At 62.0% G+C, this 25,142-nt stretch carries 24 protein-coding genes and 1 tRNA gene; 17 read left to right on the forward strand and 8 right to left on the reverse strand.

Annotation, left to right across the window (positions count from 1 at the left end; genetic code table 11):
- Positions 1-88 precede the first annotated feature (88 nt).
- The 10 genes from BCUN_RS04270 to BCUN_RS04310 all read left to right on the forward strand — a co-directional run bounded on the left by BCUN_RS04270 (position 89) and on the right by BCUN_RS04310 (position 10,794).
- Positions 89-1,414, forward strand: a complete 1,326-nt coding sequence (locus BCUN_RS04270; protein ID WP_193345977.1) for an ABC transporter substrate-binding protein — start codon at positions 89-91, stop codon at positions 1,412-1,414.
- A 73-nt stretch (positions 1,415-1,487) separates the two neighbouring features.
- Entirely contained in the window at positions 1,488-2,438 is a 951-nt protein-coding gene (locus tag BCUN_RS04275) for a carbohydrate ABC transporter permease (RefSeq protein ID WP_033515723.1), read from the forward strand.
- Positions 2,435-3,367: a carbohydrate ABC transporter permease gene (locus BCUN_RS04280; RefSeq protein WP_033515725.1), complete on the forward strand. Its 933-nt coding sequence runs from the start codon at positions 2,435-2,437 to the stop codon at positions 3,365-3,367. Before BCUN_RS04275 ends, BCUN_RS04280 begins: the two co-directional genes overlap by 4 nt.
- Before the next feature lie 97 nt (positions 3,368-3,464).
- The gene (gnpA, locus tag BCUN_RS04285) at positions 3,465-5,627 is read left to right on the forward strand and encodes a 1,3-beta-galactosyl-N-acetylhexosamine phosphorylase (RefSeq protein WP_033515727.1); all 2,163 of its coding nucleotides are present in this window, start codon (positions 3,465-3,467) and stop codon (positions 5,625-5,627) included.
- Positions 5,628-5,655: 28 nt separating this feature from the next.
- Positions 5,656-6,747: a phosphotransferase enzyme family protein gene (locus BCUN_RS04290; RefSeq protein WP_033515729.1), complete on the forward strand. Its 1,092-nt coding sequence runs from the start codon at positions 5,656-5,658 to the stop codon at positions 6,745-6,747.
- A gap of 128 nt (positions 6,748-6,875) precedes the next feature.
- Complete coding sequence (locus BCUN_RS04295) at positions 6,876-8,261, forward strand: galactose-1-phosphate uridylyltransferase (protein ID WP_033515746.1); 1,386 nt, start codon at positions 6,876-6,878, stop codon at positions 8,259-8,261.
- Positions 8,262-8,340: 79 nt separating this feature from the next.
- A complete protein-coding gene (locus tag BCUN_RS04300; RefSeq protein WP_033515731.1) occupies positions 8,341-9,051 on the forward strand; it encodes an HAD family hydrolase in 711 nt (236 codons plus the stop codon).
- Positions 9,052-9,290: 239 nt separating this feature from the next.
- Positions 9,291-9,363: transfer RNA gene (locus BCUN_RS04305), tRNA-Ala, on the forward strand.
- A 175-nt stretch (positions 9,364-9,538) separates the two neighbouring features.
- Complete coding sequence (locus BCUN_RS12535; protein ID WP_160257629.1) at positions 9,539-10,279, forward strand: hypothetical protein; 741 nt, start codon at positions 9,539-9,541, stop codon at positions 10,277-10,279.
- Complete coding sequence (locus BCUN_RS04310; RefSeq protein ID WP_238552324.1) at positions 10,213-10,794, forward strand: tyrosine-type recombinase/integrase; 582 nt, start codon at positions 10,213-10,215, stop codon at positions 10,792-10,794. Before BCUN_RS12535 ends, BCUN_RS04310 begins: the two co-directional genes overlap by 67 nt.
- A 365-nt stretch (positions 10,795-11,159) precedes the next feature.
- Here BCUN_RS04310 and BCUN_RS12210 read toward each other — a convergent pair whose 3' ends face one another.
- Positions 11,160-12,059, reverse strand: coding sequence for a DUF7687 domain-containing protein (locus BCUN_RS12210; protein ID WP_152598071.1), 900 nt, complete (start codon positions 12,057-12,059; stop codon positions 11,160-11,162).
- Positions 12,056-12,301 carry a helix-turn-helix domain-containing protein gene (locus BCUN_RS11800; protein WP_081895521.1) on the reverse strand — a complete coding sequence of 82 codons (246 nt, stop codon included), beginning with the start codon at positions 12,299-12,301 and terminating at the stop codon, positions 12,056-12,058. Before BCUN_RS11800 ends, BCUN_RS12210 begins: the two co-directional genes overlap by 4 nt.
- A 69-nt stretch (positions 12,302-12,370) precedes the next feature.
- Between BCUN_RS11800 and BCUN_RS11805 the strand changes: the two genes are divergently transcribed.
- Positions 12,371-13,255, forward strand: coding sequence for a DNA adenine methylase (locus tag BCUN_RS11805; RefSeq protein WP_152598072.1), 885 nt, complete (start codon positions 12,371-12,373; stop codon positions 13,253-13,255).
- Between the two features lie 89 nt (positions 13,256-13,344).
- Here the strand turns inward: BCUN_RS11805 and BCUN_RS11810 are convergent, their stop codons facing one another.
- The 4 genes from BCUN_RS11810 to BCUN_RS12215 all read right to left on the reverse strand — a co-directional run bounded on the left by BCUN_RS11810 (position 13,345) and on the right by BCUN_RS12215 (position 15,752).
- Positions 13,345-13,524: a helix-turn-helix domain-containing protein gene (locus BCUN_RS11810; protein WP_081895522.1), complete on the reverse strand. Its 180-nt coding sequence runs from the start codon at positions 13,522-13,524 to the stop codon at positions 13,345-13,347.
- Entirely contained in the window at positions 13,521-14,213 is a 693-nt protein-coding gene (locus BCUN_RS04315; RefSeq protein ID WP_081895523.1) for a replication protein, read from the reverse strand. Before BCUN_RS04315 ends, BCUN_RS11810 begins: the two co-directional genes overlap by 4 nt.
- 65 nt (positions 14,214-14,278) lie before the next feature.
- The gene (locus BCUN_RS12725) at positions 14,279-15,493 is read right to left on the reverse strand and encodes a type IV secretory system conjugative DNA transfer family protein (RefSeq protein WP_238552316.1); all 1,215 of its coding nucleotides are present in this window, start codon (positions 15,491-15,493) and stop codon (positions 14,279-14,281) included.
- Positions 15,494-15,578: 85 nt separating this feature from the next.
- Complete coding sequence (locus tag BCUN_RS12215) at positions 15,579-15,752, reverse strand: hypothetical protein (RefSeq protein WP_156100124.1); 174 nt, start codon at positions 15,750-15,752, stop codon at positions 15,579-15,581.
- A gap of 145 nt (positions 15,753-15,897) precedes the next feature.
- Between BCUN_RS12215 and BCUN_RS04325 the strand changes: the two genes are divergently transcribed.
- Together BCUN_RS04325 and BCUN_RS04330 are read left to right on the forward strand one after the other, a co-directional pair.
- Positions 15,898-17,004, forward strand: coding sequence for a hypothetical protein (locus tag BCUN_RS04325; RefSeq protein ID WP_051920736.1), 1,107 nt, complete (start codon positions 15,898-15,900; stop codon positions 17,002-17,004).
- 643 nt (positions 17,005-17,647) lie between these two features.
- Positions 17,648-18,922 carry an MFS transporter gene (locus BCUN_RS04330; protein ID WP_033515734.1) on the forward strand — a complete coding sequence of 425 codons (1,275 nt, stop codon included), beginning with the start codon at positions 17,648-17,650 and terminating at the stop codon, positions 18,920-18,922.
- Between the two features lie 99 nt (positions 18,923-19,021).
- Here BCUN_RS04330 and BCUN_RS04335 read toward each other — a convergent pair whose 3' ends face one another.
- A complete protein-coding gene (locus tag BCUN_RS04335) occupies positions 19,022-19,288 on the reverse strand; it encodes a hypothetical protein (protein ID WP_033515737.1) in 267 nt (88 codons plus the stop codon).
- A gap of 270 nt (positions 19,289-19,558) precedes the next feature.
- On the opposite strand from BCUN_RS04335, the gene BCUN_RS04345 reads away from it, so the two are divergent.
- The 4 genes from BCUN_RS04345 to BCUN_RS04360 all read left to right on the forward strand — a co-directional run bounded on the left by BCUN_RS04345 (position 19,559) and on the right by BCUN_RS04360 (position 24,066).
- On the forward strand, positions 19,559-20,065 hold the full coding sequence (locus tag BCUN_RS04345) for a GNAT family N-acetyltransferase (RefSeq protein ID WP_238552325.1): 507 nt from the start codon (positions 19,559-19,561) through the stop codon (positions 20,063-20,065).
- Positions 20,066-20,265: 200 nt separating this feature from the next.
- Positions 20,266-21,777, forward strand: coding sequence for an APC family permease (locus BCUN_RS04350; RefSeq protein ID WP_033515744.1), 1,512 nt, complete (start codon positions 20,266-20,268; stop codon positions 21,775-21,777).
- A gap of 141 nt (positions 21,778-21,918) precedes the next feature.
- Positions 21,919-22,494 carry a TetR/AcrR family transcriptional regulator gene (locus BCUN_RS04355; protein WP_033516025.1) on the forward strand — a complete coding sequence of 192 codons (576 nt, stop codon included), beginning with the start codon at positions 21,919-21,921 and terminating at the stop codon, positions 22,492-22,494.
- A gap of 222 nt (positions 22,495-22,716) precedes the next feature.
- Positions 22,717-24,066 (forward strand): aspartate aminotransferase family protein, encoded by a 1,350-nt coding sequence (locus BCUN_RS04360; protein WP_033516026.1) that lies wholly within the window; start codon positions 22,717-22,719, stop codon positions 24,064-24,066.
- A 118-nt stretch (positions 24,067-24,184) separates the two neighbouring features.
- On the opposite strand, the gene BCUN_RS04365 is transcribed toward BCUN_RS04360, so the two are convergent.
- Complete coding sequence (locus BCUN_RS04365) at positions 24,185-25,090, reverse strand: FAD:protein FMN transferase (protein WP_051920738.1); 906 nt, start codon at positions 25,088-25,090, stop codon at positions 24,185-24,187.
- Positions 25,091-25,142 lie beyond the last annotated feature (52 nt).

The following is a 25,142-nucleotide window of genomic DNA, read 5'->3' on the forward strand; positions in this document are numbered from 1 at the left end:
AGGCACCGTCACAGGGCCGTGACGGTGCACATCAAGACCACATACTCGGAAAATACCCAGCCACAGCGGCATCTCGCAAAGGAGAGGGATCATGAACTGGAAGCAGCGTTGCATGGCGACGGTCGCCATGGTGAGTGCGGTCGGCATGGCGTTGGCGGGCTGCGGCTCGGGCGCGTCATCCTCCACGGGAGGTGCGGCATCGGCCTCATCCGGAGGCAAGGTGGAACTCACGTACATCCACCGCCTGCCGGACAAGCCCGGCATGACCAGCGTCGAGGACATCGTGCAGCGTTGGAACGACGCCAATCCGGACATCCAGGTCAAGGCCGTCCACTTCAACGGCAACGCCTCCGACCTCATCAAGAAGCTCGAGACGGATGTCAAGGCCGGCAACGCGCCCGACCTCGCCCAGGTCGGCTACGCCGAACTGCCCGAGGTATTCACCAAGGGCATCCTCGAGGACGTCACCGCCGAGGCGGAACAATACAAGGGCGACTTCGCGGCCGGGCCTTACGAACTCATGGGCATCGGAGGCAAGACCTACGGCCTGCCGCAGGACACCGGCCCGCTCGTCTACTTCTACAACAAGGCCGAATTCGACAAGCTCGGCATCGAGGTGCCCGGAACGCAGGACGAACTCGTCGCCTCCGCGAAGAAGGCCGCCGAACAGGGCAAGTACATCATGTCCTTCCAGGCCGACGAGGCCGGCAACATGCTCTCCGGCCTGGCAGGTGCCTCCGGCCCCTGGTACACCGTCGAAGGCGACGCGTGGAAGGTGGACACCGAAACCGTCGGCTCGCAGGCCGTGGCCAAGGTCTTCCAGGACCTGCTCGACGCCAAGGCCGTCGCCACCGACCCGCGTTGGGACCCGTCCTTCGATGCCGCACTGCAGCAGGGCAGGCTCATCGGCACCGTCGGCGCCGCATGGGAGGCCCCGCTGCTCATGGACTCCATGGCGGACAAGGGCGGCAAGGGCGACTGGCGTGTCGCCCAGATCGGCGACTGGTTCGGCAACGGATCCAAGACCGGCCCGGACGGCGGCTCCGGCGTCGCCGCCATCAAGGGATGCGAACACAAGGCCGAGGCCATGAAGTTCCTCGACTGGTTCAACACCCAGATCGAGGACCTCACCTCGCAGGGTCTCGTGGTGGCAGCCTCCACCGGCACCCCCTCCACCCCGGAAAGCTGGTCCGAGTTCTACGGCGGCCAGGACGTCATGAAGGAATTCTTCGACGCCAACGCCAACATGGGCGACTTCTCCTACATCCCCGGCTTCTCCTCGGTGGGCACCGCCATGAAGGAACAGGCCGCCAAGGCCGCCGCCGGCACCGCCACGGTCGAGAGCGTCTTCTCCACCGCGCAGACCTCCTCGATCGACACCCTCAAGGACTACGGTCTGGCCGTGTCCGAATGAGCCACCGCCGGGCGTCCACGCCACGGCGCGGACGCCCGGCCCTTCCCCTCCGACACGCACAAAAGGAATCACGATGACTGCCCACACAACCACTGCGCCGGCCAGGCGGCGGCGCTCGCCGGCGGCACGGCGCGAGGAACGCACCGGCTGGCTGTTCATGCTCCCCTTCGTCCTGCTGTTCCTGCTCGTCTTCATCGTGCCGATCGGCTACGCCATCTACTCGAGCTTCTTCCAGCAGGTCGCCACAGGTGGCGGCGCCTACGGCGGCGGCGAACTCGTCAACCGTTTCGTCGGCCTGGAGAACTTCAGGTACGTGGTCACGTCCGGCGAATTCTGGGCCGGCATGGGCCGGGTGCTGCTGTACACCGTCATCCAGGTGCCCCTCATGATCGTCGCCGCGCTGGTGCTGGCCATGCTCATCGACTCCTTCGTCGTCAAGCACGTCTCCGGCTTCCGCCTGGGCTACTTCCTTCCCTACGCCATCCCCGGCGTCATCGCCTCCATCATCTGGGTGTACCTGTACAACGGGCAGATCTCACCCATCGTCAAGGGCCTGGCGGCACTGGGCGTCAACGTGGACTTCTTCGCCAGCAACGTGGTGCTCGGCTCCATGGTCAACATCACCACGTGGACCTTCACCGGCTACAACATGCTCATCTTCCTGTCCGCGCTGCAGGCCATCCCGCACGAGCTGTACGAGGCGGCGCGCATCGACGGCGCCAACGGCTGGCAGGTCGCCATGAAGGTCAAGCTGCCGAACGTGCGCGGCGCGGCATTGCTCGCCATGCTGCTGTCCATCGTCGGCACCATCCAGCTGTTCAACGAACCGCAGGTCATGCAGACGGCCGACCCGGGCATCTCCTACTCGTATACGCCGATGATGATGGCCTTCAACACCTCACGCGGCTTCCTCACGCCGAAGGGCGACGGCCCTGCGAGCGCCATCGCCATCGTCATGGCCGTCATCGCCGGCCTGCTTGCCATGGCCTATGCCTTCGTGGAAAGGAAGGTGAGCGAATCATGAGCATCGCCACCCGTCGCGAGGCCCGCCGTGCCGAACGGCGCAGGGAACGTGCGCAGGCGGACCTGCCGCGTTCCATGCGCCCGTCAAAGGCCGTCAAGACCATCACCGTCGTCGTGCTGGTGGTTGCGCTCGTCTATTTCCTGTTCCCCATCTACTGGGCGATCGTGGCCTCCACCAAGACGCCTTCGCAGCTCACCGGCAGCAACGGGCTGTGGTTCGCCGTGCCGCTGAACGAACTTCCGGATGCCATCGCGGCCAACTATGCGACCCTCCTGGGCTGGACCAGCGACCGCTTCTGGCGCTGGGTCGGCAACTCGCTGCTCTACTCGTGCGTCTCCGCGCTGGTCGGCACCGTCGTCTCCGTGATGGCCGGCTACGCCACCGCCAAGTTCCGGTTCCGCGGCAAGGGCGTGACCATCGGCATCATCATGGCCGCCATGCTCATGCCGGCGACCCTGCTGACCATCCCGCAGTATGCCATCTTCAACGCGCTGCACCTGGACAACACCATGCTTGCCGTGATCATCCCCTGCTGCGTCTCGCCCTTCGGTTTCTTCCTCGGCCGCGTCTACGCGCAGAGCTCCGTACCCGACGAACTGCTCGAGGCGGCGCGCATCGACGGGGCGGGGGAGGCCCGCATCTTCTTCACCATGGTGCTGCGCCTGCTCGCCCCGGCCATGGTGACCATCTTCCTGTTCATGTTCGTGGCGACCTGGAACAACTTCCTGCTGCCGCTCATGATGCTGTCCAGCGAGGACCTCTATCCGGTGACCCTGGGCCTGTACGGCATGGTGTCGCTGGCCGTGTTCAACGACCGCGGCGCGCTCATGATGGGCGCACTGCTCGGCGTCCTGCCCGTCATCATCCTCTTCCTGACCCTGCAGCGCTTCTGGCGTGCCGGCCTGGCCGCCGGTGCCGTGAAGGGCTGAGTCCCGGCCCGGCAGCGGTTGCGCCGGGCCGGACGCACGTGCAACCGACCATCCCTTTTGTTCCCTGCTATGACCAATCGTGACCAAGGAGCCACCCATGACCGAACCCGGCCGTTTCACCCTGCCCAGCGAAGCGAATTTCGCTGAGGAGACTGCCCGTCTTGCCGAATTGTGGGGTGCCGATGCCATCCGCAATTCCGACGGCACCGAACTCGACGACGCCGTCCTCGCCCTCGGCAAGCGCATCTACAGCGCCTATTTCCCGAGCCGCGCCCACAACGAGTGGATCAGCCTGCACATGGACGAGACGCCCCAGGTGTACCTGCTGACGGATCGGACGCTCGCGGAGACCGGCGGCCCGCTGGAAGTGGACCTCATGGCGGCCTTCTACGCCGAGCAGCTCCAGCCGAACCGGCTGGCTGACCCGCACCGCTACTGGGAAGTCATGGACCGCACTGCCGGGCAGGTCGTGCCGGCCGAACGCTGGTCCTATGATCCGCAGCGCGACACGGTAACCATTGAGGCTGCCGAGGCGATGCACGAGTATACGGTCGCGTTCCTCGCACATATCATCTGGGATCCGGTGGAGATGTACAACCATCTCACCAACGACTGGGGCGACAAGGAACACGAGATCCCCTTCGACATCTACCACCCCGCCACCCGTGAATTCGTGTTCGACACCTTCCGCAAGTGGCTGGAGGACAACCCGCGCACCGACGTGGTGCGCTTCACCACCTTCTTCTACCAGTTCACCCTGCTCTTCGACCGGAAGCACCGCGAGAAGGTCGTCGACTGGTTCGGCTGCGCCTGCACCGTATCCCCGCAGGCGCTCGACGACTTCGCGGAATGCTACGGCTATCGCCTGCGCCCCGAGGACTTCGTGGACGAAGGCTGCTACGACTCCTCCTGGCGCATCCCGCGCCAGGCGCAGCGCGACTGGATCGAATTCCTCACGACCTTCGTACGCGCCAACGTCAAGCGGCTCGTGGACGAGACGCACGCCGCCGGCAAGGAAGCCATGATGTTTCTCGGCGATCAGTGGATCGGCACCGAACCCTACCTGCCCGGCTTCGCCGACCTGGGCCTGGACGCGGTGGTCGGCTCCGTGGGCGACGGCACCACGTTGCGCATGATCGCAGACATTCCCGGCGTACGCTACACGGAAGGGCGCTTCCTGCCGTACTTCTTCCCCGACACCTTCCACGAGGGCAACGACCCGAGCATCGAGGCGCTCGACAACTGGCGCAAGGCGCGCCGCGCGATCCTGCGCGGCCCCGTGGCGCGCATGGGTTACGGCGGCTACCTCTCGCTCGCCGCGAAGTTCCCCAAGTTCGTGGACACCGTCGCAGGCATCGCCGACGAATTCCGCGATATGCACGACCGCACCGGCGGGCAGCGCGCCGAAGGCGAACTCACCGTCGCCCTGCTCAACTCGTGGGGCGCCATGCGCAGCTGGATGGCCTTCACCGTGGCGCATGCACTGCCCGACAAGCAGACGACGTCGTACTACGGGATCCTCGAGGCGCTCTCCGGCATGCGCGTCAACGTGCGTTTCATCAGCTTCGACGACGTGCTCGACCACGGCGTCGACCCGGACATCGACGTCATCATCAACGCAGGCCCCGCACACACCGCCTTCAGCGGCGGCGACGCATGGCGCGACCCGCGCCTCGTCGCCACCCTGCGCGCCTGGGTGCGCGCAGGTGGCGGTTTCGTCGGCGTCGGACAGCCCACCGCCACCTGGTGGCAGGGGCGCTTCTTCCAGCTCGCCGACGTCCTCGGCGTCGAACAGGAGGTCTTCCATACGCTGTCCGTCGACAAGTACGGTCCCGAACCGCTTGACACGCACTTCATCACCGCCGACCTGCCCGGCGCCGGCGACTTCGGCGAGCCGGTCGTCAACACGTACGCCATCGACGAATCCGTGCAGCTGCTGCGCGCCGCCGGCGGCGACGTGCAGCTTGCGACGAACGACTACGGGCAGGGCCGCGGCGTCTACGTCGCCGGACTGCCGTACAGCGCACTCAACGCACGCCTGCTCGAGCGCGCGCTGTTCCACGCGGCGCACGCCGAGGACCGGTACGTCGCATGGAGCTCCACGAACCCGGAATGCGAGGTCGCGGTCTTCCCCGACCGCGGCACTTACTGCGTCGTCAACAACACCGACCGTGCCCAGTCCACGCGCGTGACGCGTGCCGGCGGCGGCGTCGACGACGTCGCGCTGCCGGGCAGCGGCATCGCGTGGCGCAGTCTGTGACACCGCTGAAAGATGACAAGGAGTCACCATGGCCAACCATGCAACCGATGCGCGCGACCTGGCGCGCGTCGCCGGGTCATTCGCCCTGCGCGGTGACGTGCAGTCGGTCGAACCGTACGGAGACGGACACATCAACACGACGTACCTCGTGTGTACCGACGGCCCGCGCTACATCCTCCAGCGAATGAACACGGATGTCATCCCCGACACCGCGGCACTCATGCGCAACATCGAGCTCGTCACCGGCTTCCTGCACGCGCAAGGCCAGGAGACGCTCACGCTGGTGCCGGTGCGCGACGGCGGCAGCTGGCTCGACGACCCGACCGGCGCGTGGCGCATGTACGAGTTCATCGAAGACACGGTCTCGTACAACCTCGTCGAGGATGCCGACGTCTTTCGGCGGGCGGGCGCGGCCTTCGGCGCCTTCCAACGTTCACTTGCGGCTTTCGACGCCAGCGGTCTCGCCGAAACGATTGCGCACTTCCATGACACGCCGTCGCGGTTCGCGGACTTCCAGGCGGCCGTGACGCGCGATGAGGTCGGGCGCGCCGCGTCGTGCCGCCGGGACATTGCCTTCTTCATGGCGCACGCCGACGAGTACGGCACCGTCACGGACGCCATGCGCGACGGGCGCGTACCGCTGCGCGTCACGCACAACGACACCAAGCTCAACAACATCCTCATCGATGCCCGGACAGGGCGGCCGCGCGCCATCATCGACCTGGACACCGTGATGCCCGGCTCGCTGCTCTACGATTTCGGAGACTCCATCCGCTTCGGCGCCTCCACGGCGCTCGAGGATGAACAGGACCTGTCGCGCGTGCACTTCAGCCTCCCGCTGTTCCGGGCCTACGCCGCCGGATTCCTCGGGGCCGCAGGCGATGACGTGACCGACGACGAACTGGAACTCATGCCGCTGGCGGCACGGCTCATGACCATGGAGTGCGGCATGCGCTTCCTCGGAGACTACCTGAGTGGCGACGCCTACTTCGCCACCGCCTATCCCGAACACAACCTGGTGCGTGCGCGAACGCAGATCCGGCTCGCCCAGGAGATGGAAGAGCAGGCCGACGCCATGGCGCAGGCCATCCACGATGTGACGGCGGGGAGGGCGGCGTGAGCGGGGAACGGTTTTCTGCCGGGCAGGACGGCGCCCGGACGATGATGGGCGATTCGGTGGATATGCCGGCCACGACAGGCACGGACACGGCGGACCCCGCGGCCGTAACGGGCAGGGACCGCGTCGGCATGCCGCCGGTGCGCGCCGTGGACCATTGGGTGCAGTACGCCGTCGACCGGCTTGACCTCGACCCGCGTGACGCTGACTGGATGCGCAACCGGCTCCTCGAATACGCACAGGCCCACCCTGGCGTGTTTGAAGGCGATGTACTTGAGGACGATGCCGTCATGGGGCTGCTTTCCGCCCCGCCGTCACGGGTCCAGGACACCTTTGCCGCCATCGAGGATGTCGACGGCAGCATGGCAGCCATGCGCTGGTTCTATCGGTACGGCGTATCCAACGGGTACGTCAAGCAGGCGCGCCTGGCGCGCAACGTGCGCTTCGAAGGCAGCGGCCTCGTCGTCACCATCAACAAGGCCAAGCCGGAATTCGCCGACACGCACGCCGCCGCCCTCGCCAACAGCGTGGACGGCAGCTACGCGCAGTGCACGATCTGCCATGCCAACGAAGGACTCGCCTCGCGCGGCAAACGCACGTTGCGCACCGTGCCCGTCACGCTTGGCGGCGAGGCATGGTTCTGGCAATTCTCTCCCTATGGGTACTTCCGTGAGCACGGCATCTGTGTGAACCGCACCCATGTTCCCATGCATGTGGACCGTATGGCTTTTGTGCGGCTCCTCGACTTCGTGGACAGGTTCCCCGGCTACTTCCTCGGCTGCAACGCCGCGCTGCCACGCATCGGCGGATCCATTCTCTCCCACGACCACTATCAGGGCGGCGGCGGAATCCTGCCCATGCAGCGGGCGGTCGCGCTGCATGCGCTGCGCGTGCCCGACGCCGTCGTCGAAACACTCGACTGGCCTGCCAGTGCGGTGCGCGTCGTGTCGCGTTCGCGCGAAGCAGTCGTGGACACGTGCGAACGAATCCGCGCCGCATGGACCGCATATGCCGACCCGGCACTGGGCGTCGAACCCGTCGGGCCCGACGGCGAGCCGCAATCGTCGCTCGCGCCAAGCGCACGGATCACCGAGCGCGGCTATGAGATGAACATCGTCCTGCGCAACAACGCGGTCAGCGAAACATATCCGCTGGGCGTCTTCCACGCGCACCCCGAATACTTCTTCGTCAAGCGAGAAGGCATCGGACTCATAGAAGCACAGGGACTGTTCATACTGCCCGCACGTCTCGAACGGCAACTGGGCCAGCTTGAAGACGTACTGGCGGCGGGCGGTCCGCTGTCCCGGGAACTGTCGGCGTTTGCGCTCGCAGCCGAGGAAGTGCGGGATGCGATGGGCGGCAACGGCGGGCCGGGTCCCGCCGAGGCCGACCGGGCGCGTGTGCGCGCCTTGGTACGCGACGAGATCGCCTCGATCTGTCGGCGGATCCTCGGCAACATCGCCGTATTCCCTGACGAGCCGGCACTGTACGACTTCCTCGTCGGTGCGTTGCGTTAGCTGTGCGTCGACCGCCCATGCCGGGGCTGGCGCTACAGTGGGAAGCGCAGATGAAACGCTACAGACGGGATGATCCACGATGACTGAGCACAAGGACCGCGCCCTGCTGGCCGTGTTCTGGGATATGGACGGCACCTTGATCGATTCCGAGCCGATCTGGCACGAAAGCGAGTTGCGGATCGTGCGCAAGTACGGAGGCCATTGGACCAAGGAACTGGCCATCGGCGGTTCCGGGCGGCCGGTGCCGCAGATTGCACGGGAGATGGTGGAGCTCGGCTGCCCGCTGCCGGCAGAGCGGATCGGACAGATGATGTTCGACTACGTAGAGGAAACGGAGATGGCTCACATCCCGTGGGTCCCCGGTGTCCAGCGTCTGCTGACGGACCTGCGCGATGCCAGCGTACCGAACGTGCTCGTGACCACGTCGCCGCGCAACCTGGCGGAACACCTCATCTCGCAGGCGCCGGAGGGTGCTTTCGTCGACTATGTGTGCGGTGACGACGACGTGGCCAAGAAGCCCGACCCGGCACCTTACCTGCTGGCGGCCAGCAAACTGGGCATCCCCGAGACGCGCATGGCGCAGGTGGTGGCCTTCGAGGATTCCCCGTCCGGACTGGCCTCGGCGGTGGCGTCCGGCGCCACGACCATCGCGCAGACCGTCTGCATGCCCGACGGGCCGCGCCCCGGCCCCCAGTACTGCGACGCCGACGGCTACGACGACATCACCCCCGCATCCCTGGACCGCATGGTGCGGCGTTTCAAGGACGCCATGGACTTGGGGAAGCGGTAGGGCCGCCGCATGGTGCGCGGGGCTTGGTTGGTCCCGTGGTGCATATCTGCGGTTTGCAGTCGTGCGCCCATAGCCCGCAAGATAGGTCCGCAACATGCGCATGTTGCGGACCTATCTTGCGGGCTATGGGCGCACGACTGCAAACCGCAGATATGCACCACACCAAGAGAAGACACGCGAGTTGCTTTTGGGGAGGGCTTGTATTATTGTTGGTCAAGTTGTCACGGAAACGTGACGCCGGGGCTGTAGCTCAGTTGGTAGAGCGCTTCGTTCGCATCGAAGAGGTCGTGGTTTCGATTACCATCAGCTCCACGAGGGCCACTGCATTCATTCCACCGCGGTGGCCCTTTTTGTTTGAAAACCGCGAATTTCCAACGGTTTCAGCGCCTTCAATCCCTATGTTGTTCTGTGCATAAAGGTACGCGAACGACCACATGAGAAGTCGTTTTAGGTACACAGATAGGTACACAAGATTTACACTGGAACCATGCGAACGAAAGGCTCATGGGGTTCCGTCATCTATGACAGGAAACGCGGCTCCTACCGTGCCCGATATCAGCATCCGCACGTGCCGGGTCGAACCGTTCAGCGTGTCTTTGCCGACAAGCTCACCGCACAGGGATGGCTGGCACAGGAGCAACGGCTCGTTGAAGCTGACAAAGCCGGACTAGACACGTGGACGCACCCTAGCGAGCGTGATGCCGCAAGGAAGGCCGAGCAGGAAAAACGCCATCTGGTGTTCCGTGACTATGCTGTCGAGTTCGTCGAACAATGGCGTCGAAAGGACGGTCGGCCCTTCGAGGAGGCTACCAAGCGCAAGAACAACGAGTATTTGCGCCATCTCCTTCAAGCGCCGTTCGCGGGCAAGACGCTGACGAGCATCACGGAAGCCGACATTCATATGTGGCTTGCGACTCCCATGGAACCTACTCCACGGCTTCGCGCGTTCCAGCTGCTCAAGCGCATCATGCTCAAGGCCCAGCAAACCGGGCTGATCGGCCGCTCCCCGGTGACGATGAGCGCGCCAAAGCTGCCCAAGAGCAAGCAGGCACAGATTCCCGTGGCGACGCGAGAGCAACTTGAGTCATCTATCAAGCGATGCCACCGTACTGTCGTATCGCCGTGTATCTTGGCGTGTGCTTCGACCTGCGCATCAACGAAGTGTGCGCGCTTCAGGTACGTGACTTTGACCTTCCCCGTCGCCAGCTGCACGTGCGTCACTCTGTAGGCAAGGGAGAAGGTGACAGGGGATTGCGCCGGTTGAAGGACACGAAGACCGCTGCCAGCAATGCGATTCTGCCCATTCCCGAGGGCATGGTGCCCATGCTCGAAGAGCAAATCGGCGACCGAGGCCCAGATGCCATGCTCATCGCGTCTCCCAAGACCGGCGGAATCATGACCGACCCAGCATTGCGACGTCTGTTCAACCGGGCAGCAGCCAAAGCCGGACGCCCCGACCTGCACTTCCACACGCTCAGGGCCACGGCCGTCGATGCGGCCACCCATCAAGGCGCAACCTTGCGCGAGACCATGGCATTAGGACGCCACGACGACGAACGAACCTCCGTCGAACGCTACCAGCGGGCCAGCACAGATCGGCTGAGAGAGTTGTCGAACAAAGTGGCAGATTCACTTCTTCCGCAACGACGTACAAGAGCCGACATTGAAAAGGACATAGCAGATACGAAGAAGCGTCTTGAGGATCTTGAGGCGGAATTGCGTGCTTCCCCTACCGACGAATAGAGGATTCCCGCCGCTGGTAATGGTGCAGCATGTGTGAAACCTTTGTATTTCGCATATAGTAATGGGCGAACGTATTGGTTGGGAGGGTCCCATGAGTGGCAAGGAAACGTGCACGGTAATCAACGTGTCGTTGAGCGTCGAAGAGAAGAAGTAGCTTAAGAAATATGCTGTGGACCGTGAGATGACGGTTTCTGCCGTCGTGCACGAGTGGATCGCCAAGTATTGCGGAGATAGGCGATGAGTGAATCTGGGAACAACGTATCCCCACTTTAATTATGGAATCCTGAATGTAACGCTTAACACCTATACCAAAGTGGCAAGTGAAAATGATGATAAGCCTTCAAAACTTCATGGGAAAGCTGCACTCACGCTCGCAGCCAACCTTTAGCAATGGAGGGGAGGTCGCTTATTACTTCTCGTCCGAATAGTATGTAATCAACTTTGCCCATATTCAATATATCGATCAATCTGCATAGATATGATTTTCCTTTTCCCCACCAAGTGTCATATGCATCGACCATGAGGAGAAGTTGCGGTGCATCGCCAGTCATCGCTTTAATTTCATCTCGCTCATACCCATCAAGCTGGGTGACATAAACAGCATCAGAGATTTTTGACCCGAATGTAGTGGTGTAGTAATACTCTTTTATCTCCCACACTGCTCGTGGATTGTGAGTGGAAGGGAAAGCGCCATCCATGCGTCTCGCCATAGTCGCATAAAGTTTCTTAGAATCGCCTATCGTGGCAAGCTGATGTGGATCATAGTCAAATTCGCACTTCAAACTATCAGCGACCGTCAGATCTATCATGCCAGTAAAGTATTGGATGGCCCTCTTCTCGTTTTTTTGTTTATTCATTGCGACTTCTACTTTGACGCCGCCAACATCGTATCTAATAGCACATTTTCTACCGCTTCTATCTCTAATTTCATCCCCATTACCAACACCTAGTCGTTTGCAGAGATCACTAAACTCTTTTTCCGCTTCATCTGCACGCATGAGAACTTTTCGAACGTGCGTATTCAATACATTGGCTCTGTATTCGAAATAGGCAGCCAGATCAACTGCCAGCTGAGTTGGATGTTCGATATCCCCAAGAGCTTTTGTGGGATAATTCTGCATTCTAAGAGACTCAAGGATTTCAATAAGGGAGTATGGGTTTATTTTATCCTCACCACGCTTTGCGGCATTTAGAGTTTGGGTGATCGCACGAACATATGCCCAGAACTCCATACCTTTATTCTCAAATCGAGGGTTTGCCTTCATATGCCCAATTTCCTTGAAACAGCCTGTGCCGCTGCCGCTGGAGTAACTCCCAAGGCTACGACGATTCGGAGGAATGTTGCTGCCGTGATTTTCCGTTGGGCATTCTCATATTTCGAGACGAAGGATTGCGGTTCACCTAGAGATTCAGCTAGCTCCTGTTGGCTGATATGACGGGTCATTCGTAGATCACGCAGATAATTAGCGATGATTTCGTCGTCCCGCGTGCTATCCTTCTTGCCCATACAGAGTAAGTTAGGGCACAAGACTAGAATATTCCGAATTAGGATATTCTGAGTTTTAGGTGAATATAAATGATGACAGACCAGTTTGAGATGGCTATGCCGGAGCCTGCTCCTTTCAAGCCCCAGTTAATTAAATGGGTTGGGAACAAGCAGCGGTTTGCCCCCAAGATTATCTCCCTGTTCCCCGATGATTCGAAGACTTATTTCGAACCTTTCTTGGGATCCGGTGGTGTGCTCGGAACTTTATCCCCCAAATATGCCGTTGCATCCGATATTCTGCGTCCATTGATGGACATCTGGTTTGCTCTTCGAAACGAACCCGATGAATTGATTTCATGGTATGCGAATAGGCGCAGAGACCTTGAAACACATAATGAAGTCGTAAAGAGGTATGCTGAAGTACTGGCCAACTTCAATGCGCACCCAAACGGAGCTGACTTCGTCTTCCTAACTCGCTCTTGTTATGGGGGCGTAGTTCGTTTCAGGAAAGCTGATGGTGGCATGTCTACCCCTTGCGGTGCTCATATGCCCATATCTTCAGATAGCTTTGCTAAACGCGTTAGAGTGTGGCATGAGAGGGTGTTAGGCACTGATTTTTATTGTCAGGATTACCGTGAGACGTTTGAGATGGCAGCGGCGGGAGACCTAATATATTGCGACCCTCCATATTCAGATTCTCAGTCGATTCTCTATGGTGCCCAGCGTTTTGACCTCTCTGAATTGTTCGAAGCTATAGACAAAGCCAAGTCAAGGGGAGTTCGTGTTGCCCTTTCTATCGATGGCTCAAAAAAGAGTGGCTTGAAAAAGATACTCCTCGATTACCCTAGGGGAATGTTTGAAACGGAAGCAGCTATAACAGTGGGCCGATCAATGTTGCATCGTTTCCAGATGGGTGGAGAATCTTTGGAAGGCGACGTCGTCAAAGATCGATTGCTGCTCACATATACGATATAGAAAAGCTCGTCATCAAGGTAGTTCGATGACGAGCAGTCTAATTGGGGCTCAATGGTGCTTCAGTCACTTAAACAGGTTATGCATCAATGTCATAACAGCTGTAGTTGCCTGAACAGTCGGGCGAGTGAGTCTGCGTCGATCAGCCGTTTGCCGCCGATCGTGTAGCTGCGCAGCTTGCCGTCGCGGATCAGCTGGTACAGGAAGCTTTTCGAGCAGTGCAGCAGTGTTCGCGCCTCGGTTACCGTGTACGTCGCGGGTATCTGCTTCATTGTTCGTCTCCTTCCGCTGGCGGTTGGGGTTCGGTTCCGGATCCCTCGCCCTCAGGCTTTTCGCCTTTGGTTTCTTCCGTGGGCTGGTCCTCCCCGGCCTCTTCCTTTGCTGATTCTTTGTATGCGAGGCAGTGCCAGTAGCTCCAGATGACCTCCTTGCAGTACGAGGTGCGCCTCGTTACGAAGTCAAGAAGGTCGGGTCGCTCATGTTCGCAGAACTTGAGCAGGTCGAAGTAGCCGTGCGGTTCCAGTTCCTCGACGATGGCCACGACGCTCATGGCCTCACTGGTATCGTCTTCGGGAATGGCGATCTTCTTCCAGTCAGCACCGTTGAATTCCACCACGTCCGCCGGATCATACAGGGCCTTGTCTGGGTCGTCGAGATGGACGAGGTAGCGGGCCATGCCGCGCGGGTTCTCGAGGCGGAGGATCACGTCGGGGCCGTTGAAACGGGAGAAGAAGGTTTCCGCGTTGCGCCGCGTTGTGAGATTGTCCCACATGGCGATCACATGACGGTGGGGCTTCTTCAATTCGCCGGTCTCCTTGTCCTTCACATCACGATCGTGAAGGGGCGAGACGAGGATCTTCAGGCCCGACTTTCGCATGAGCTCTTCCCAGTTTTCCGGACAACTGTCGCCCGGGTAGATCAGGCCGGCCCATGAACGTCCCTTTTCGTTGGGTTTAGACATTTCGTCTCCTGTCACACGTCACGGAAGGGGGCTGTCGTAGTAGCCCCCTCCCATCGGGCTAGCTACTACCACTGTTCGGAATCGTCCGGCATCGCGTTGCCGCTGTCGCTCCACGCGCCGCCGCCCGCCTCACGTCGATGAAGACCGTGGATCTCCTCGTCCGTGACGAACGGCACGTGCACGAACCGTACGGCGTTCGCCTCCGCATCCCACAAGTACCCGTCACCGGGACGGTTGAACGAGATCTGCCACGGGCGCGCCCCCTGACGGACGGCATCCTCACCCAACGCCATCACGGCCTCACTCTTGGAGTTCAACCTCAACGCGAGCGTGGTCAATAGCAGACTGCGGTACGGCAGACTTGAACTGACGCGCGGGTTCTGCGTGGCAACCACGACGGTGCAGTTCAACGCGCGCGAACGCGACAGAATCGAGCGGATCAGTTCGACGCAATGGTCGGACTGCTTCTTCAATGCGCCGCCTTTGATCAGGTCGGCGGCCTCATCGATCACCAGAAGACGATGCTGTACTTCTCGATCGGTCAACGTACGGGTCTTCCCGCGCCATTGCCGTGCACGCTCATCAACGCCGTCATTGAAATCGGTGAGGAGCTGCTCGGCTTCGTCAAGCGTGTACGCCTTGCAAGTGAGCGCACGCTCATAGTGGGCGGCTTCCATACCGCCCTTGAGATCGATGAACCAAACCTCGCCGTCGGCAGCAACCTCCTGCGTAATGATGTTGGCGATAACGCTGCCCTTGCCGCTATTGCTCTTGCCGATAATGGCAAGGTGCGCCGAACGCGGTACCGACACATCGGTCTTAGGTGATATGAGATCCTCACCCAAGACGTACCGTTCGCCACTATCGCTTTCAGTGCCGTTTTTCATATCGCTACGCAGATCGTCCAAGCGTGAGAAGACCACTTCGTAGTAGCTCGCATGCCACAGGCGGCTCGGTATGGTCTTCACGTCATAGGTACCGTAGCCACCGCTTAGGCGTGGGCGGACAAGTGCTGCCCACTCATAGACAATGTCGTACGTGGTGAGTGCGGCAGGAATGCGGTATACCAGCTGGTGGGACCGGTACCTGTGCTTGACTATGACAGTCTTCTCCTGTTCCTCAGTCAAACTCAGCGGCTTGGCACTCACCGCGTCATGACGCTGGCACCGACGGATCACGGAACGAACGTAGAAGACAAGCACAATAAGCATTACGACAGCAAGCAGGGCCGCAATTGCCCTCCAGTGCTGCGTAAGCGTTACGATGATAGATGTATCCATCGTTATCTCCTGTAGGTAATTAATACTGCGTTGGATACAGTCGGGGACGCTGGAACCGTCCCCGACATGCATCTTGAGTCAGCGCTTAGTTATAGCCAAGCGCATTCTTGATTGCGGCCATCTCAAGTGGCCGCGGGAAGATCCGGCCCACACTCACGTCGCCGAGCTTGACCTCGACGCACTCATAGGGACGACCTTCCTTGGAAACGGCTCGCACGACATCCGCGTGCAAGATCGGGGTTTCGTTATCCATATCCATGATTGCTACCTCCTCGGTAGTGGTTTTGGTTGACGATTACATCCAACCTCAGAAGCGACCGCACAAAATTGGAAGTGGTGTAATATCTACACTTGGAGGTTGTTGTTTCGTTGGGAAATAGCCGTTTTTAAGGATTCTAAAGAAAATGGAACTCACTACTGAACGCCTCGTAAAGCTCCTGCTGAAAATGGGAGAAGATCGTCATATGACGAAGACGGAACTCGGAATGACCTTAGGGTTCACCAAGGATCGCGCCAAGAATATCTTCAGCGAACGAACCAAACTCAGTGGCGATGACGTGTTGCAAATCCTAAGCAATCCGGACTACTCGCTGCCGAAACTGCGCAGGTACATGACATACTGGAATCTGCAAGAAGAAATCTCGGACGTTGAACAGCGACATCAGATCATAGACGCCGCTAACGAAGACGCAATGATGTTCACTCAACCGATCCAGTCGTCCCTGATGCAAACGAACGTTTGCAAGCCATTGAGCGAAGCGGCCCGTGACGTAATGGCCGACAAGGAGTGGTGGATATTGCGAACAGGATGGATATGTTCTACCGAAATTGAAGATGAGCAACGCTCATTTAGACCTATAGCACCGGATTTTCTCACGGCACTGCGAGCTATGACACGTTTGGGTTGGATCGAATACAACAAGACGATGCATGCAACCAATATTTACTGGAACCGTCTCAACAACGATAAAACCGGGCACGAGGCCAAGGAATACTGCGAGAACGAATTGAGACGTTACATCATCAGCCATAAAGAAGAATTGGACGTAGACCCGCATTTCATGCGCATGGTCACAGGCAACCGCATCGGGACCGTGGAAAAGAACAGAGTTCAGGAATTAGAAGATTCTCTCCGGGCTGTCGAAACAATGACCAAGAATTGGACCGCTTACACCCTACCAACGGAACCCAATGAATACGGTGTCTCGCCAGCAGATATTTACGACGACAAATTTAATTATCTTGAAGCCGTCGTTCTCAATATGATTGCCATCCACGATGGCCTCATGGAAGAACAGATCGAAATCCCAGAAGAAGACGAACAACGATATCGTCAAATCTTGTCGAAAGACGGCGAACGTTATCGATACGCATTCCTAATCGACCCGATCCTCGCAGTGGACGACCGCCGTGGACACCTTGCAGCACCCACTCCCGAAGATTGGGAAACCTACGAAAGGCTCCAAGGGAGAACACTGAAAACCCGCACAGACAAACCGTCTCATGGCTAATAGCCCACCACCGTTGTACCTTTAGCCAACAGGAAATATAGGTACACAAATAGGTACACAAAATAATTAATCATCGAAAAACCGCTATTTTCCAAGTGTTACTTCGATTACCATCAGCTCCACTGAAACCCACTGCATTCATTCCACCGCAGTGGGTTTCTTTTTTGCCTTCTGGTTGGTCTTGTGTGATTTCCTGGCAGGCATATGCCCGGAGCCTTGCCTCCGATGTGCCGCGTCGGATCACTGGACGCCGTGCTTTCTGCCTTAAGTGCGTGTTTGCGGTCACACTCGGAGGTCTATCTGCCTTAAGTGCGGGCGCGTTGCTGGTGTCACCACGTACCGGAGAGAAACAAAACATTGCACAATAGGCTGAAGCTTAAAAGAAAAGGATAAAAAACTGTAGAGCAATTAACAGAGATGGGGCGCGCCCACACTTAAGGCAGATAGACCTCCGAGTGCGACCGCAAACACGCACTTAAGACAGAAAGCATGGATGGGCGCGGCCGGAAAGCCGAACGAACGGTAAGGTACGCGCTACGGAACCAAACCGTGCGGAAAGGAATGCCGGCTTGGCGCGTGGGTGATTCGTCCCCTGTGGGCAAACCGTGCGGTCCCGCAGTTGCCCGCGTCCTAGGGTGGAAGCATGCCCACACCACAGAACGACGCACGCACCGCTGACCGTGCGGCTGCACAAACGACCGGGCCCACGGCCAAACCCGCCAACACCCGCGTCCTCACCGCCGCCTTCATCGTGCTCATCGCAGTCACGACGCTCAACGGCCTCTACCAGCGCGGCCTCGACAGCGGCATCCCGCTCTACTACACGTCCATCGGCGACTCCGCCACCGTCGGCGGCACCCTCGTCGCCATCTTCACCATCGCCTCCATGATCATGCGCCTCGTCGGCGGCCGCATCACCGACACCACCGACCACATCCACGCACTCCTGGCCGGCATGGGCATGCTGCTCGTCGGCGCCGTGCTGCCCGCCATCTGGCCGAACTTCGCCGTCGTGGTCGTCTCCCGCATCATCCAGGGCTGCGGCTTCGCCTTCGCGTCGAACGTCATCTCCGTGCTCGTCATGGACACCGCGCCGAAGAAGAAACTCGGGCAGCGCATCAGCTACAAGGGCATCGGCACGTCGCTCGCCATGATGTTCGGCGCCGCCATCGCCACCTGGCTGCTTGCCACCTGCAGCTACCGCGTGTTCTACGCGGCGTACGCGCTCATGGCGCTCGCCGGCCTCGTGCTCGTACTGCTGATCAGCTGCACCAAGGAAATCGAGACGGCGCGCCGGCAGGACGCGCAGCTGCGCGCCGCCGCGCCGCGTCGGAAAGTCGGCTGGCGCGAGACGCTGGCCAGCTACAAGCTGCCGCAGGCCGTGCCCTACACCGTCATCCAGCTGCTGCGCCGCCTGCCCAAGGGCGCGTGCCTGTCCTTCATGCTCGTCTACGCCAAGCACAACGGCTTCGGCACCGGCGCGCTGTTCTTCATCGTCGCCGGCCTGGCCACGCTCATCTGCCGCATCGTGTTCGCCGGCGCCTTCAACCACGTCAACCGCTGGGTGCTGCTGCCGATGATGCTCATCGACGTCCTCGGCTTCGGCCTGCTCGCCATCTGGCCGAACTGGGGTGTGCTCGTCTTCGCCGCGATCTGCTACGGCTGCTCGATCGGCGTCATGTCGCCGGCACTCAAGACGCTGACCTCGCAGTCCGTGGGTAAGGCGCACTGGGGCGTTGCCAACGGCGAACTGCAGTTCATGGGCGACATCGGCCGCGCACTCGGCGCGTTCCTGGGCGGCGTGTGCATCGACATGACGTCGCAGTCGCACATCCCGCTCATCATCTGCCTGTTCGCGGTCGTGGCGAGCGTGCTGACGGCGATCGTGCTCGCGGTCGGCGGGCGCGGGGCGCACTGACGTGTCGCACGCTTCGCCGGCCGCGGCGTTGCGTGCGACGTTCGCCGGCGACGAAAGACGCGAAATGTCGACGAATGGGCGGGGCGTCGCACGCAACGGTCAGCCGGCGGTTGTGTGCGACACGGCGACCCAGAGTGCGGCGAGGAACGGCGCGATGGGCTGCGTGCCCCGGCCGTAGGGGCCGAGGTCGAGGTCGCACTCCACGGTTTCGGCATAGTCGGCGCCCGCCAGCCGGCAGCGGCCGACACGGGATCCGTGGAGGCGGATGCTGCCTCCGGCCGCCCCCTTGTAGTCGAGCAGTACGGCGGGAGGCGCATCGGGGCACTGCCTGAGGATATTGCCCGTGGCGTAGACCCGTCGACCCATGTCAGGACCTGCGCATGCGTGCGGTCGAGGAGCCGGACGACGTACCCGTTTCCCATGAGCGGCTTGAGCTTGCGCGGGCGATGGCCGAGGGGGAGGGTGACGATGGCGTTCATGCTGACAGGGCAGGCCTGACCGCGGCCTTGGTCCCGGCTCGCGTCGGCATGTGGAACCAGGCCGGTCGGACTTCCTTGGTACCCGGATCGAGGCGACCGCGAAGTACCATGGGCGTGGACGTACCGTTTTTTCGAAAGGAACATTGACTTGACGACCGTGGCGCTGGCGCCGACGCGGGACGTGCGCGTGGTGCGCGACCTGAGCGTGGCGACCTTCACCGAGACCTTCGCCGCCGACAACACCGAGGAGGACCTCGCCGAATTCCTCGCGCACGACTATGCCGAGGACGTGCTGCAGCGGGAGATCGACGACCCCGACTCCGTCTTCGTGCTTGCCGAGGTGGACGGCGTGCCGGCCGGCTACATGAAGGTGAACGTGGGGGAGGCGCAGACCGAGCCGCACGACGGGCGGTACCTGGAGGTGCAGCGGATCTACATCCTGGCGGGATATAAAGGGCACGGGTTGGGGACGCGGCTCATGCGGGAGGCCTTCGCCATGGCGCGCCGCCTCGGCAAGACGCGCGTGTGGCTGGGCGTGTGGGAGCACAACGATGCCGCGCAGGCCTTCTACGGGAAGTTCGGCTTCGTGCGCACCGGCGAACATGGCTTCCAGGTGGGCGACGACCTGCAGACCGACTGGATCATGGAGGCGGACGCGGCGTAATCCCGTTTGTTTCCGAACCGTTTCGATGAGGTCGGTCCCTCCGGTCCTGCCGTAACATGGCGGTGACGTTCACGTCACTGAAAGTGAACAACTGCTCATTTAAAATCCCCTCTATCCGGACCGGCACGTCGGCCCGGCATCCAAGGAAAGCGATTGAACGTGGACTGCAGATAGAGCTCCGCCCGGAAAGGGGACCGACCATGACCGACCAGACCTTGAACACGCTGGCAAGACCAGCCATCAGGAACACCAATGATGCCGGGCGGGGGAGGCCTGCAGGCCTGGGTACCCCCGCCATCACCATGATGGTGGTGGCCGCGGCCGCGCCGCTCACCGTCCTCGGAGGCAGCACGCCGCTGGGCATCCTCAACGGCAACGGGGCCGCATTCCCGGTGACCTTCCTGGTGGTGGGCCTGGCCCTCCTGCTCTTCTCGGTCGGGTTCTCGGCCATGGGGCGCCACACCGGGGATTCCGGCGCCTTCTTCAATGCCATCGGCCGCGGACTGGGCCCCACTTCGGGAGTGGGAGCCGCCACCCTGGCACTCTTCACCTACGGCATGATCCAGTCCGCCATCACGTGCTTCCTGGGAATGCAGTTGAGCGCCTCCCTGGAATCCCTGCTGGGCATCGCGGTGCCTTGGTGGGGCTGCTCGCTGGCCGCGCTCGCGGCCGTGGCGTTCCTCGGGTACCGCAGCATCGGCATGAGCGCCAATGTGCTCAACGTGCTCATCGCCGGTGAAATCGGCGTCGCCGTGCTGCTGTGCGTGGGCGTCTTCTCGCAGGTCGGCGTCTCCGGCACTGCGCTGTCCGCCACCTTCCACCCTGCGGCGTTGACCCAGGGCGCGCCGGGAGTCGCCGTCATCTTCGCCATCGCCAGTTTCGTGGGATTCGAATCGACGGCCATCTACCGTTCGGAGGCGCGAGACCCGGACCGCACCGTTCCCCGCGCCACGTATATTGCCGTCGCCTTCGTCACCGTCCTGTACCTGGTGTCGTCCTATGCCGTCGTGACGGCGTGGTCGGACGTCGACGACCCGGCGGCGGCCGACGCGTTGCTCGGCGCGGGCGACATGCTCCAGCAGGTCGCGGCGCGGTATGTGGGGCAGTGGTGCGCCGCGCTCATCAGCGTCCTCATCGTCACCAGCCTGTTCGCCGCCGTGCTGTCCTTCCACAACGTGCTGTCGCGCTATCTGCAGCACATGGGTGCCGCGCATGCGTTGCCGGCGTCGCTGGGACGGCTGGACCCGCGCACGCAGTCCCCCGCGCGCGCCTCCCTGGCCGTGTCGGCCGTGTCCCTGACGGTGGTGGGCGGCGTCGTGTCCAGTGGCATCGACCCCTTCACCCAGGCTTTCTCCTGGTTCTCCGGCGCGGCGGTGCTCGGCTTCGTGGTTCTGCTCTTCCTGGCATGTGCCGCCGTCATCGCGTTCTTCGCGCGCCGCCCCGCGCTGCGCGTCCGGGAGGGGGCGCTGCGCACGCAGGTCGTGCCGGGTGCGGCGCTCGTCCTGCTGGCGGGCATCCTGGGGTGCGCCCTGTTCAACTTCGCCGACCTGGTGGGGGAGACCGGTTCGGGCGGCGTGCCGGTCTTCGGGGCGGTGTGCGGCACGCTGGTCGCCTGCGTGGCGGCATCCCTGCTGCTGGGCGTCGCCGGCGCGGCGGTCATGCGCAGGGTCGATCCCGGCGCACGCGAGGCGCTGGAGGCGTCGATGCGGTAGCTGACGACGCAATCCGTGGACGGGCGGGCGACGGCCGCATATGGCCGTCGCACGCCCGTCGCTGCGATGCGGACCGTGGGTCCCCTGCTGCGGTGGATGGTCGTACAATGTGGGCAGTCATCCGCATCGTTGGAGGGTCCCATGCCGAAGATCGTCGACCATGACCAGCGCCGCGCGCAGATCATCGCGGCTTTTCTCAAGCTGGTGGAGCAGGAGGGGCTGACCGCCGCAAGTTCGCGTGCGCTGTCCTCCAGCATGGGCATCTCCAACGGGCTGCTGTGGCGGTATTTCAAGGACATGAACGCCATCGTGGAAAGCGCCTACGACCAGGTCGTGCGGCAGACCCATGGGCGGGTGGACGCGGCCCTGGAGGGCAAGGTCGGCATGGAGGCGGTGTACGCGCTCATCGACGAGCTGCTGCCGGTCACCTCGGTGTCGAAGGCGGAGGCGCGCATCGTGGCGGAGTACTGGCATGTCCAAGCGCGGGCCGAGGCGTCCTACCTGGAGGGCCACGACTGTTGGCGCGCCCAGCTGGCCGACCTGCTGGGGCAGGCGCGCGACCGTGGCGAAGTCGCCGAGGACGTGCCCGTGACGGTCATCGCCGATGCCATCATGGCCATCGTGGGCAACGCGCAGGTGGAGTATGCGATGAGCGGCGACGACCACCAGGCGCTGGCCGCGCGCGACCTGGCGCGGGCGCTGGTGCGGCTGCACTGAACAAGCGGGGAGGGCCGGTCGCTGGCCGCCACGGGTGACGCGGGGTGTTGTTTTGATGGGCGTCTGGTTAACCTCGTCGTCATCGTCGTGCGGTCATTGGAAACATTGAGGTAATCGTGCGGCAATCGTAGCCGTTTTATAGTGAGCATACGCTCAATAAAGCACGGCGAGGCTCGCCGGCCGTGCGTGACGTGCAGGACATGTATGACGAAAGGAACGACCATGACCAAGGCATCCGGACTCTATCCCGGTTTCATCTCCCTCGAAGAGAGCCTCGAACTGTCCGAGGGGCAGGTGCGGCAGATGCAGCTCGACCACATGAACGAATACCGCACCAAGCTCGGCCTGGAAGGCGGCCTGACCTTCGACATCAAACGCGCCGAAGGCTGCTACATCTGGGACGCGGACGGCAATAAGAGGCTCGATTTCATCGGCTGCGTGGGCGTCTACCTGCTGGGGCACAACAACCCCTTCGTCGTGGAGAACGTGCGCAAGTACCTGGCCACCAAGCCCCTGACCATGGATCCGCTCGCACTCAAGCCGGTCACGGCGGCCTTCGCCCACAACATGGCGTTGGTCACCCCCGAGCTCACCCGCACCATCATCAATGGCGGCGGCGGTGCCGAGGCGGTCGAGGCGGCGCTCAAGCTGGTGCGCATCGCCGCGGGCCGCAAGCACCCCGAGCGCAAGCGCATCGTGTCCACGCTCAACTCCTTCCATGGCAAGACGCTGGGTGCCGTGTCCGCCGGCGGCAAGGACGTGTGGCGTCGTTGGCAGCCGGTCATCTCCGACCATACCTACATCCCCTACGGTGACCTTGACGCCGTGGAGGAGGAGTTCAGGAAGGGTGACGTCATCGCCTTCATCGCCGAGACCATCCAGGGCGAGGGTGGTGTGGTCGTGCCGCCCGAGGACTACTTCCCCGGCGTACGCAAGCTGTGCGACGAGTACGGCGTGTACATGATCATGGACGAGGTGCAGGCGGGTTCCTGCCGCACCGGCTACGTGTGGGCGCACCAGTATTACGAGGGCCTCGTGCCCGACATCTTCACCTTCGCCAAGGGCATCAGCGACGGCGTGCTGCCCGTCTCCGGCATCCAGGTCAAGGACAGCGTCTACCGGGAGGCCTACGGTTCCTACGACTCCGCCATGATGCACACCGCGACCTACCAGGACAACAACATCTCGGCAGCCGTGGCCCTCAGTTCCCTGCAGTACATGATCGAACACGACGTGGCGGGGCATGTGCGTCGCATGGGCAAGCTGTTCTTCGAGAAACTCGAGCGCGTACGCGAGCGGTTCCCCGACATCCTGGCCGAGGTGCGCGGCCGTGGCTTCATGATCGGACTCAAGTTCGGCCGCGACGGCGAAGGCGCTGGCTATGCCAACCGCGTGGCCGCCATCATGGCACAGAAGCACTTCGTGCATACCATGACCTCCACGAACGACGACACGATCCTGCGCTGCTATCCGAACATCGCCACCACCGAGGAGGACTTCGACTGGTTCCTCGATGCCCTGACCAGCTCGATTCGCGAGGTGGTGGGCGCCGAGGAGGTCCTCGCCAGCTGATTCGGTGCGCACGTTTTTCGGCCGGGAGGAATTCTGCGCCGCTTGGGAGCGCACAACTTGAGTTGTGCGCTCCCAAGCGGCGCAGAATTCCTCCCGGCCGAAAAACGTGCGCACCGAATCAGTCGGTGAATACCTCGAAGGCGCCGGCCCGGTAGGCCTGGCCGTCCTCCATGAGAACCAGGCAATCGGCGCCGCCGATCCGGGTGGTGAACAGGGCGGTGGCCAGGCCGTCGGCGACCATGGTGGGGTACTCGTTCACCGCGGCCGGCACCTTGACCCAGGTGGCGGCAACGTCCTGCACCGGCTGGCCGGTGGCGGCGTCGAGCAGGTGGTGGGCACGACGGCCGGCCTGGTCGATCCAGGAGCGGCGGCTCGGGGCGCTCGCGCATAGGGCGCCGTCCTGCAGCCGGGTGACGCCGATGGCCTGCGTGAAGTCGTGCGGGTCCTCGAGGGCCACGCTCATGGGGGCGTCGGACAGCCGTGCGCGCAGGTCGCCGCCAGCATCGATGACGACGTCGGTTTCCGGCGGCAGCAGTTCCATGAGCAGGTCGACGCAGTACCCCTTGGCGCAGGAGCCGAAGTCGAGGGCGACGGCACGCGTCGTGGTCAGCGTGGTGCCGTCACGGTGTACGTCGGCTTGCCATGAGATGCGATGGGAATCGGCGTTGCCTCCCAGGTCATAGGCCGGGCCGTAGCCGAGCCGGACCAGGTCGGCGCCGACGCAGGGGTCGAGGCGTCCGTCGGTGAGACGTGCGAGCTCGTCGATCCACGCAAAGAGGGGAAGCGTCCAGTCGGGGAACGTGAAAGTGCCCCCGGCGGTGGCGCGGGCCATGCGAGTCACGAGGGAATCCTCGCGGAAGCGGGAAAGCGTACGCTCCATGTCCTCGATGCACGCCCGCATCGCATCCACGGTGGCGTCGGGCAAGGGGCGTGAGGCGTGGATGAGGATGCCGCCGCCCAAGATGCCATCGAAGGCGGTGAGATGGGGGAGGCGATCGGTAAGAGGTCGTGCATCGTGGTCCATGGGTCCTATCCTAGGGCGTCTTGAGCTTATGAAGGGTAGGTTAAGCGGCACC

The sequence above is a fragment of the Bifidobacterium cuniculi genome (genome assembly GCF_000741575.1).
GTDB lineage: Bacteria > Actinomycetota > Actinomycetes > Actinomycetales > Bifidobacteriaceae > Bifidobacterium > Bifidobacterium cuniculi.

What these genes read in the sequence shown, in the direction of transcription:
- BCUN_RS12215 (WP_156100124.1), bottom strand. Translation starts at nt 15,752, where the DNA reads ATGGATATGGATAACGAAACCCCGATCTTGCACGCGGATGTCGTGCGA.
- BCUN_RS04280 (WP_033515725.1), top strand. Translation starts at nt 2,435, where the DNA reads ATGAGCATCGCCACCCGTCGCGAGGCCCGCCGTGCCGAACGGCGCAGG.
- BCUN_RS04325 (WP_051920736.1), top strand. Translation starts at nt 15,898, where the DNA reads ATGGAACTCACTACTGAACGCCTCGTAAAGCTCCTGCTGAAAATGGGA.
- BCUN_RS04365 (WP_051920738.1), bottom strand. Translation starts at nt 25,090, where the DNA reads ATGGACCACGATGCACGACCTCTTACCGATCGCCTCCCCCATCTCACC.
- BCUN_RS04275 (WP_033515723.1), top strand. Translation starts at nt 1,488, where the DNA reads ATGACTGCCCACACAACCACTGCGCCGGCCAGGCGGCGGCGCTCGCCG.
- gnpA (WP_033515727.1), top strand. Translation starts at nt 3,465, where the DNA reads ATGACCGAACCCGGCCGTTTCACCCTGCCCAGCGAAGCGAATTTCGCT.
- BCUN_RS04300 (WP_033515731.1), top strand. Translation starts at nt 8,341, where the DNA reads ATGACTGAGCACAAGGACCGCGCCCTGCTGGCCGTGTTCTGGGATATG.
- BCUN_RS11805 (WP_152598072.1), top strand. Translation starts at nt 12,371, where the DNA reads ATGATGACAGACCAGTTTGAGATGGCTATGCCGGAGCCTGCTCCTTTC.
- BCUN_RS04335 (WP_033515737.1), bottom strand. Translation starts at nt 19,288, where the DNA reads ATGGGTCGACGGGTCTACGCCACGGGCAATATCCTCAGGCAGTGCCCC.
- BCUN_RS12725 (WP_238552316.1), bottom strand. Translation starts at nt 15,493, where the DNA reads ATGGATACATCTATCATCGTAACGCTTACGCAGCACTGGAGGGCAATT.
- BCUN_RS12535 (WP_160257629.1), top strand. Translation starts at nt 9,539, where the DNA reads ATGCGAACGAAAGGCTCATGGGGTTCCGTCATCTATGACAGGAAACGC.
- BCUN_RS04360 (WP_033516026.1), top strand. Translation starts at nt 22,717, where the DNA reads ATGACCAAGGCATCCGGACTCTATCCCGGTTTCATCTCCCTCGAAGAG.
- BCUN_RS11810 (WP_081895522.1), bottom strand. Translation starts at nt 13,524, where the DNA reads ATGAAGCAGATACCCGCGACGTACACGGTAACCGAGGCGCGAACACTG.
- BCUN_RS04355 (WP_033516025.1), top strand. Translation starts at nt 21,919, where the DNA reads ATGCCGAAGATCGTCGACCATGACCAGCGCCGCGCGCAGATCATCGCG.
- BCUN_RS12210 (WP_152598071.1), bottom strand. Translation starts at nt 12,059, where the DNA reads ATGAAGGCAAACCCTCGATTTGAGAATAAAGGTATGGAGTTCTGGGCA.
- BCUN_RS04295 (WP_033515746.1), top strand. Translation starts at nt 6,876, where the DNA reads ATGCCGCCGGTGCGCGCCGTGGACCATTGGGTGCAGTACGCCGTCGAC.
- BCUN_RS11800 (WP_081895521.1), bottom strand. Translation starts at nt 12,301, where the DNA reads ATGGGCAAGAAGGATAGCACGCGGGACGACGAAATCATCGCTAATTAT.
- BCUN_RS04290 (WP_033515729.1), top strand. Translation starts at nt 5,656, where the DNA reads ATGGCCAACCATGCAACCGATGCGCGCGACCTGGCGCGCGTCGCCGGG.
- BCUN_RS04350 (WP_033515744.1), top strand. Translation starts at nt 20,266, where the DNA reads ATGACCGACCAGACCTTGAACACGCTGGCAAGACCAGCCATCAGGAAC.
- BCUN_RS04330 (WP_033515734.1), top strand. Translation starts at nt 17,648, where the DNA reads ATGCCCACACCACAGAACGACGCACGCACCGCTGACCGTGCGGCTGCA.
- BCUN_RS04315 (WP_081895523.1), bottom strand. Translation starts at nt 14,213, where the DNA reads ATGTCTAAACCCAACGAAAAGGGACGTTCATGGGCCGGCCTGATCTAC.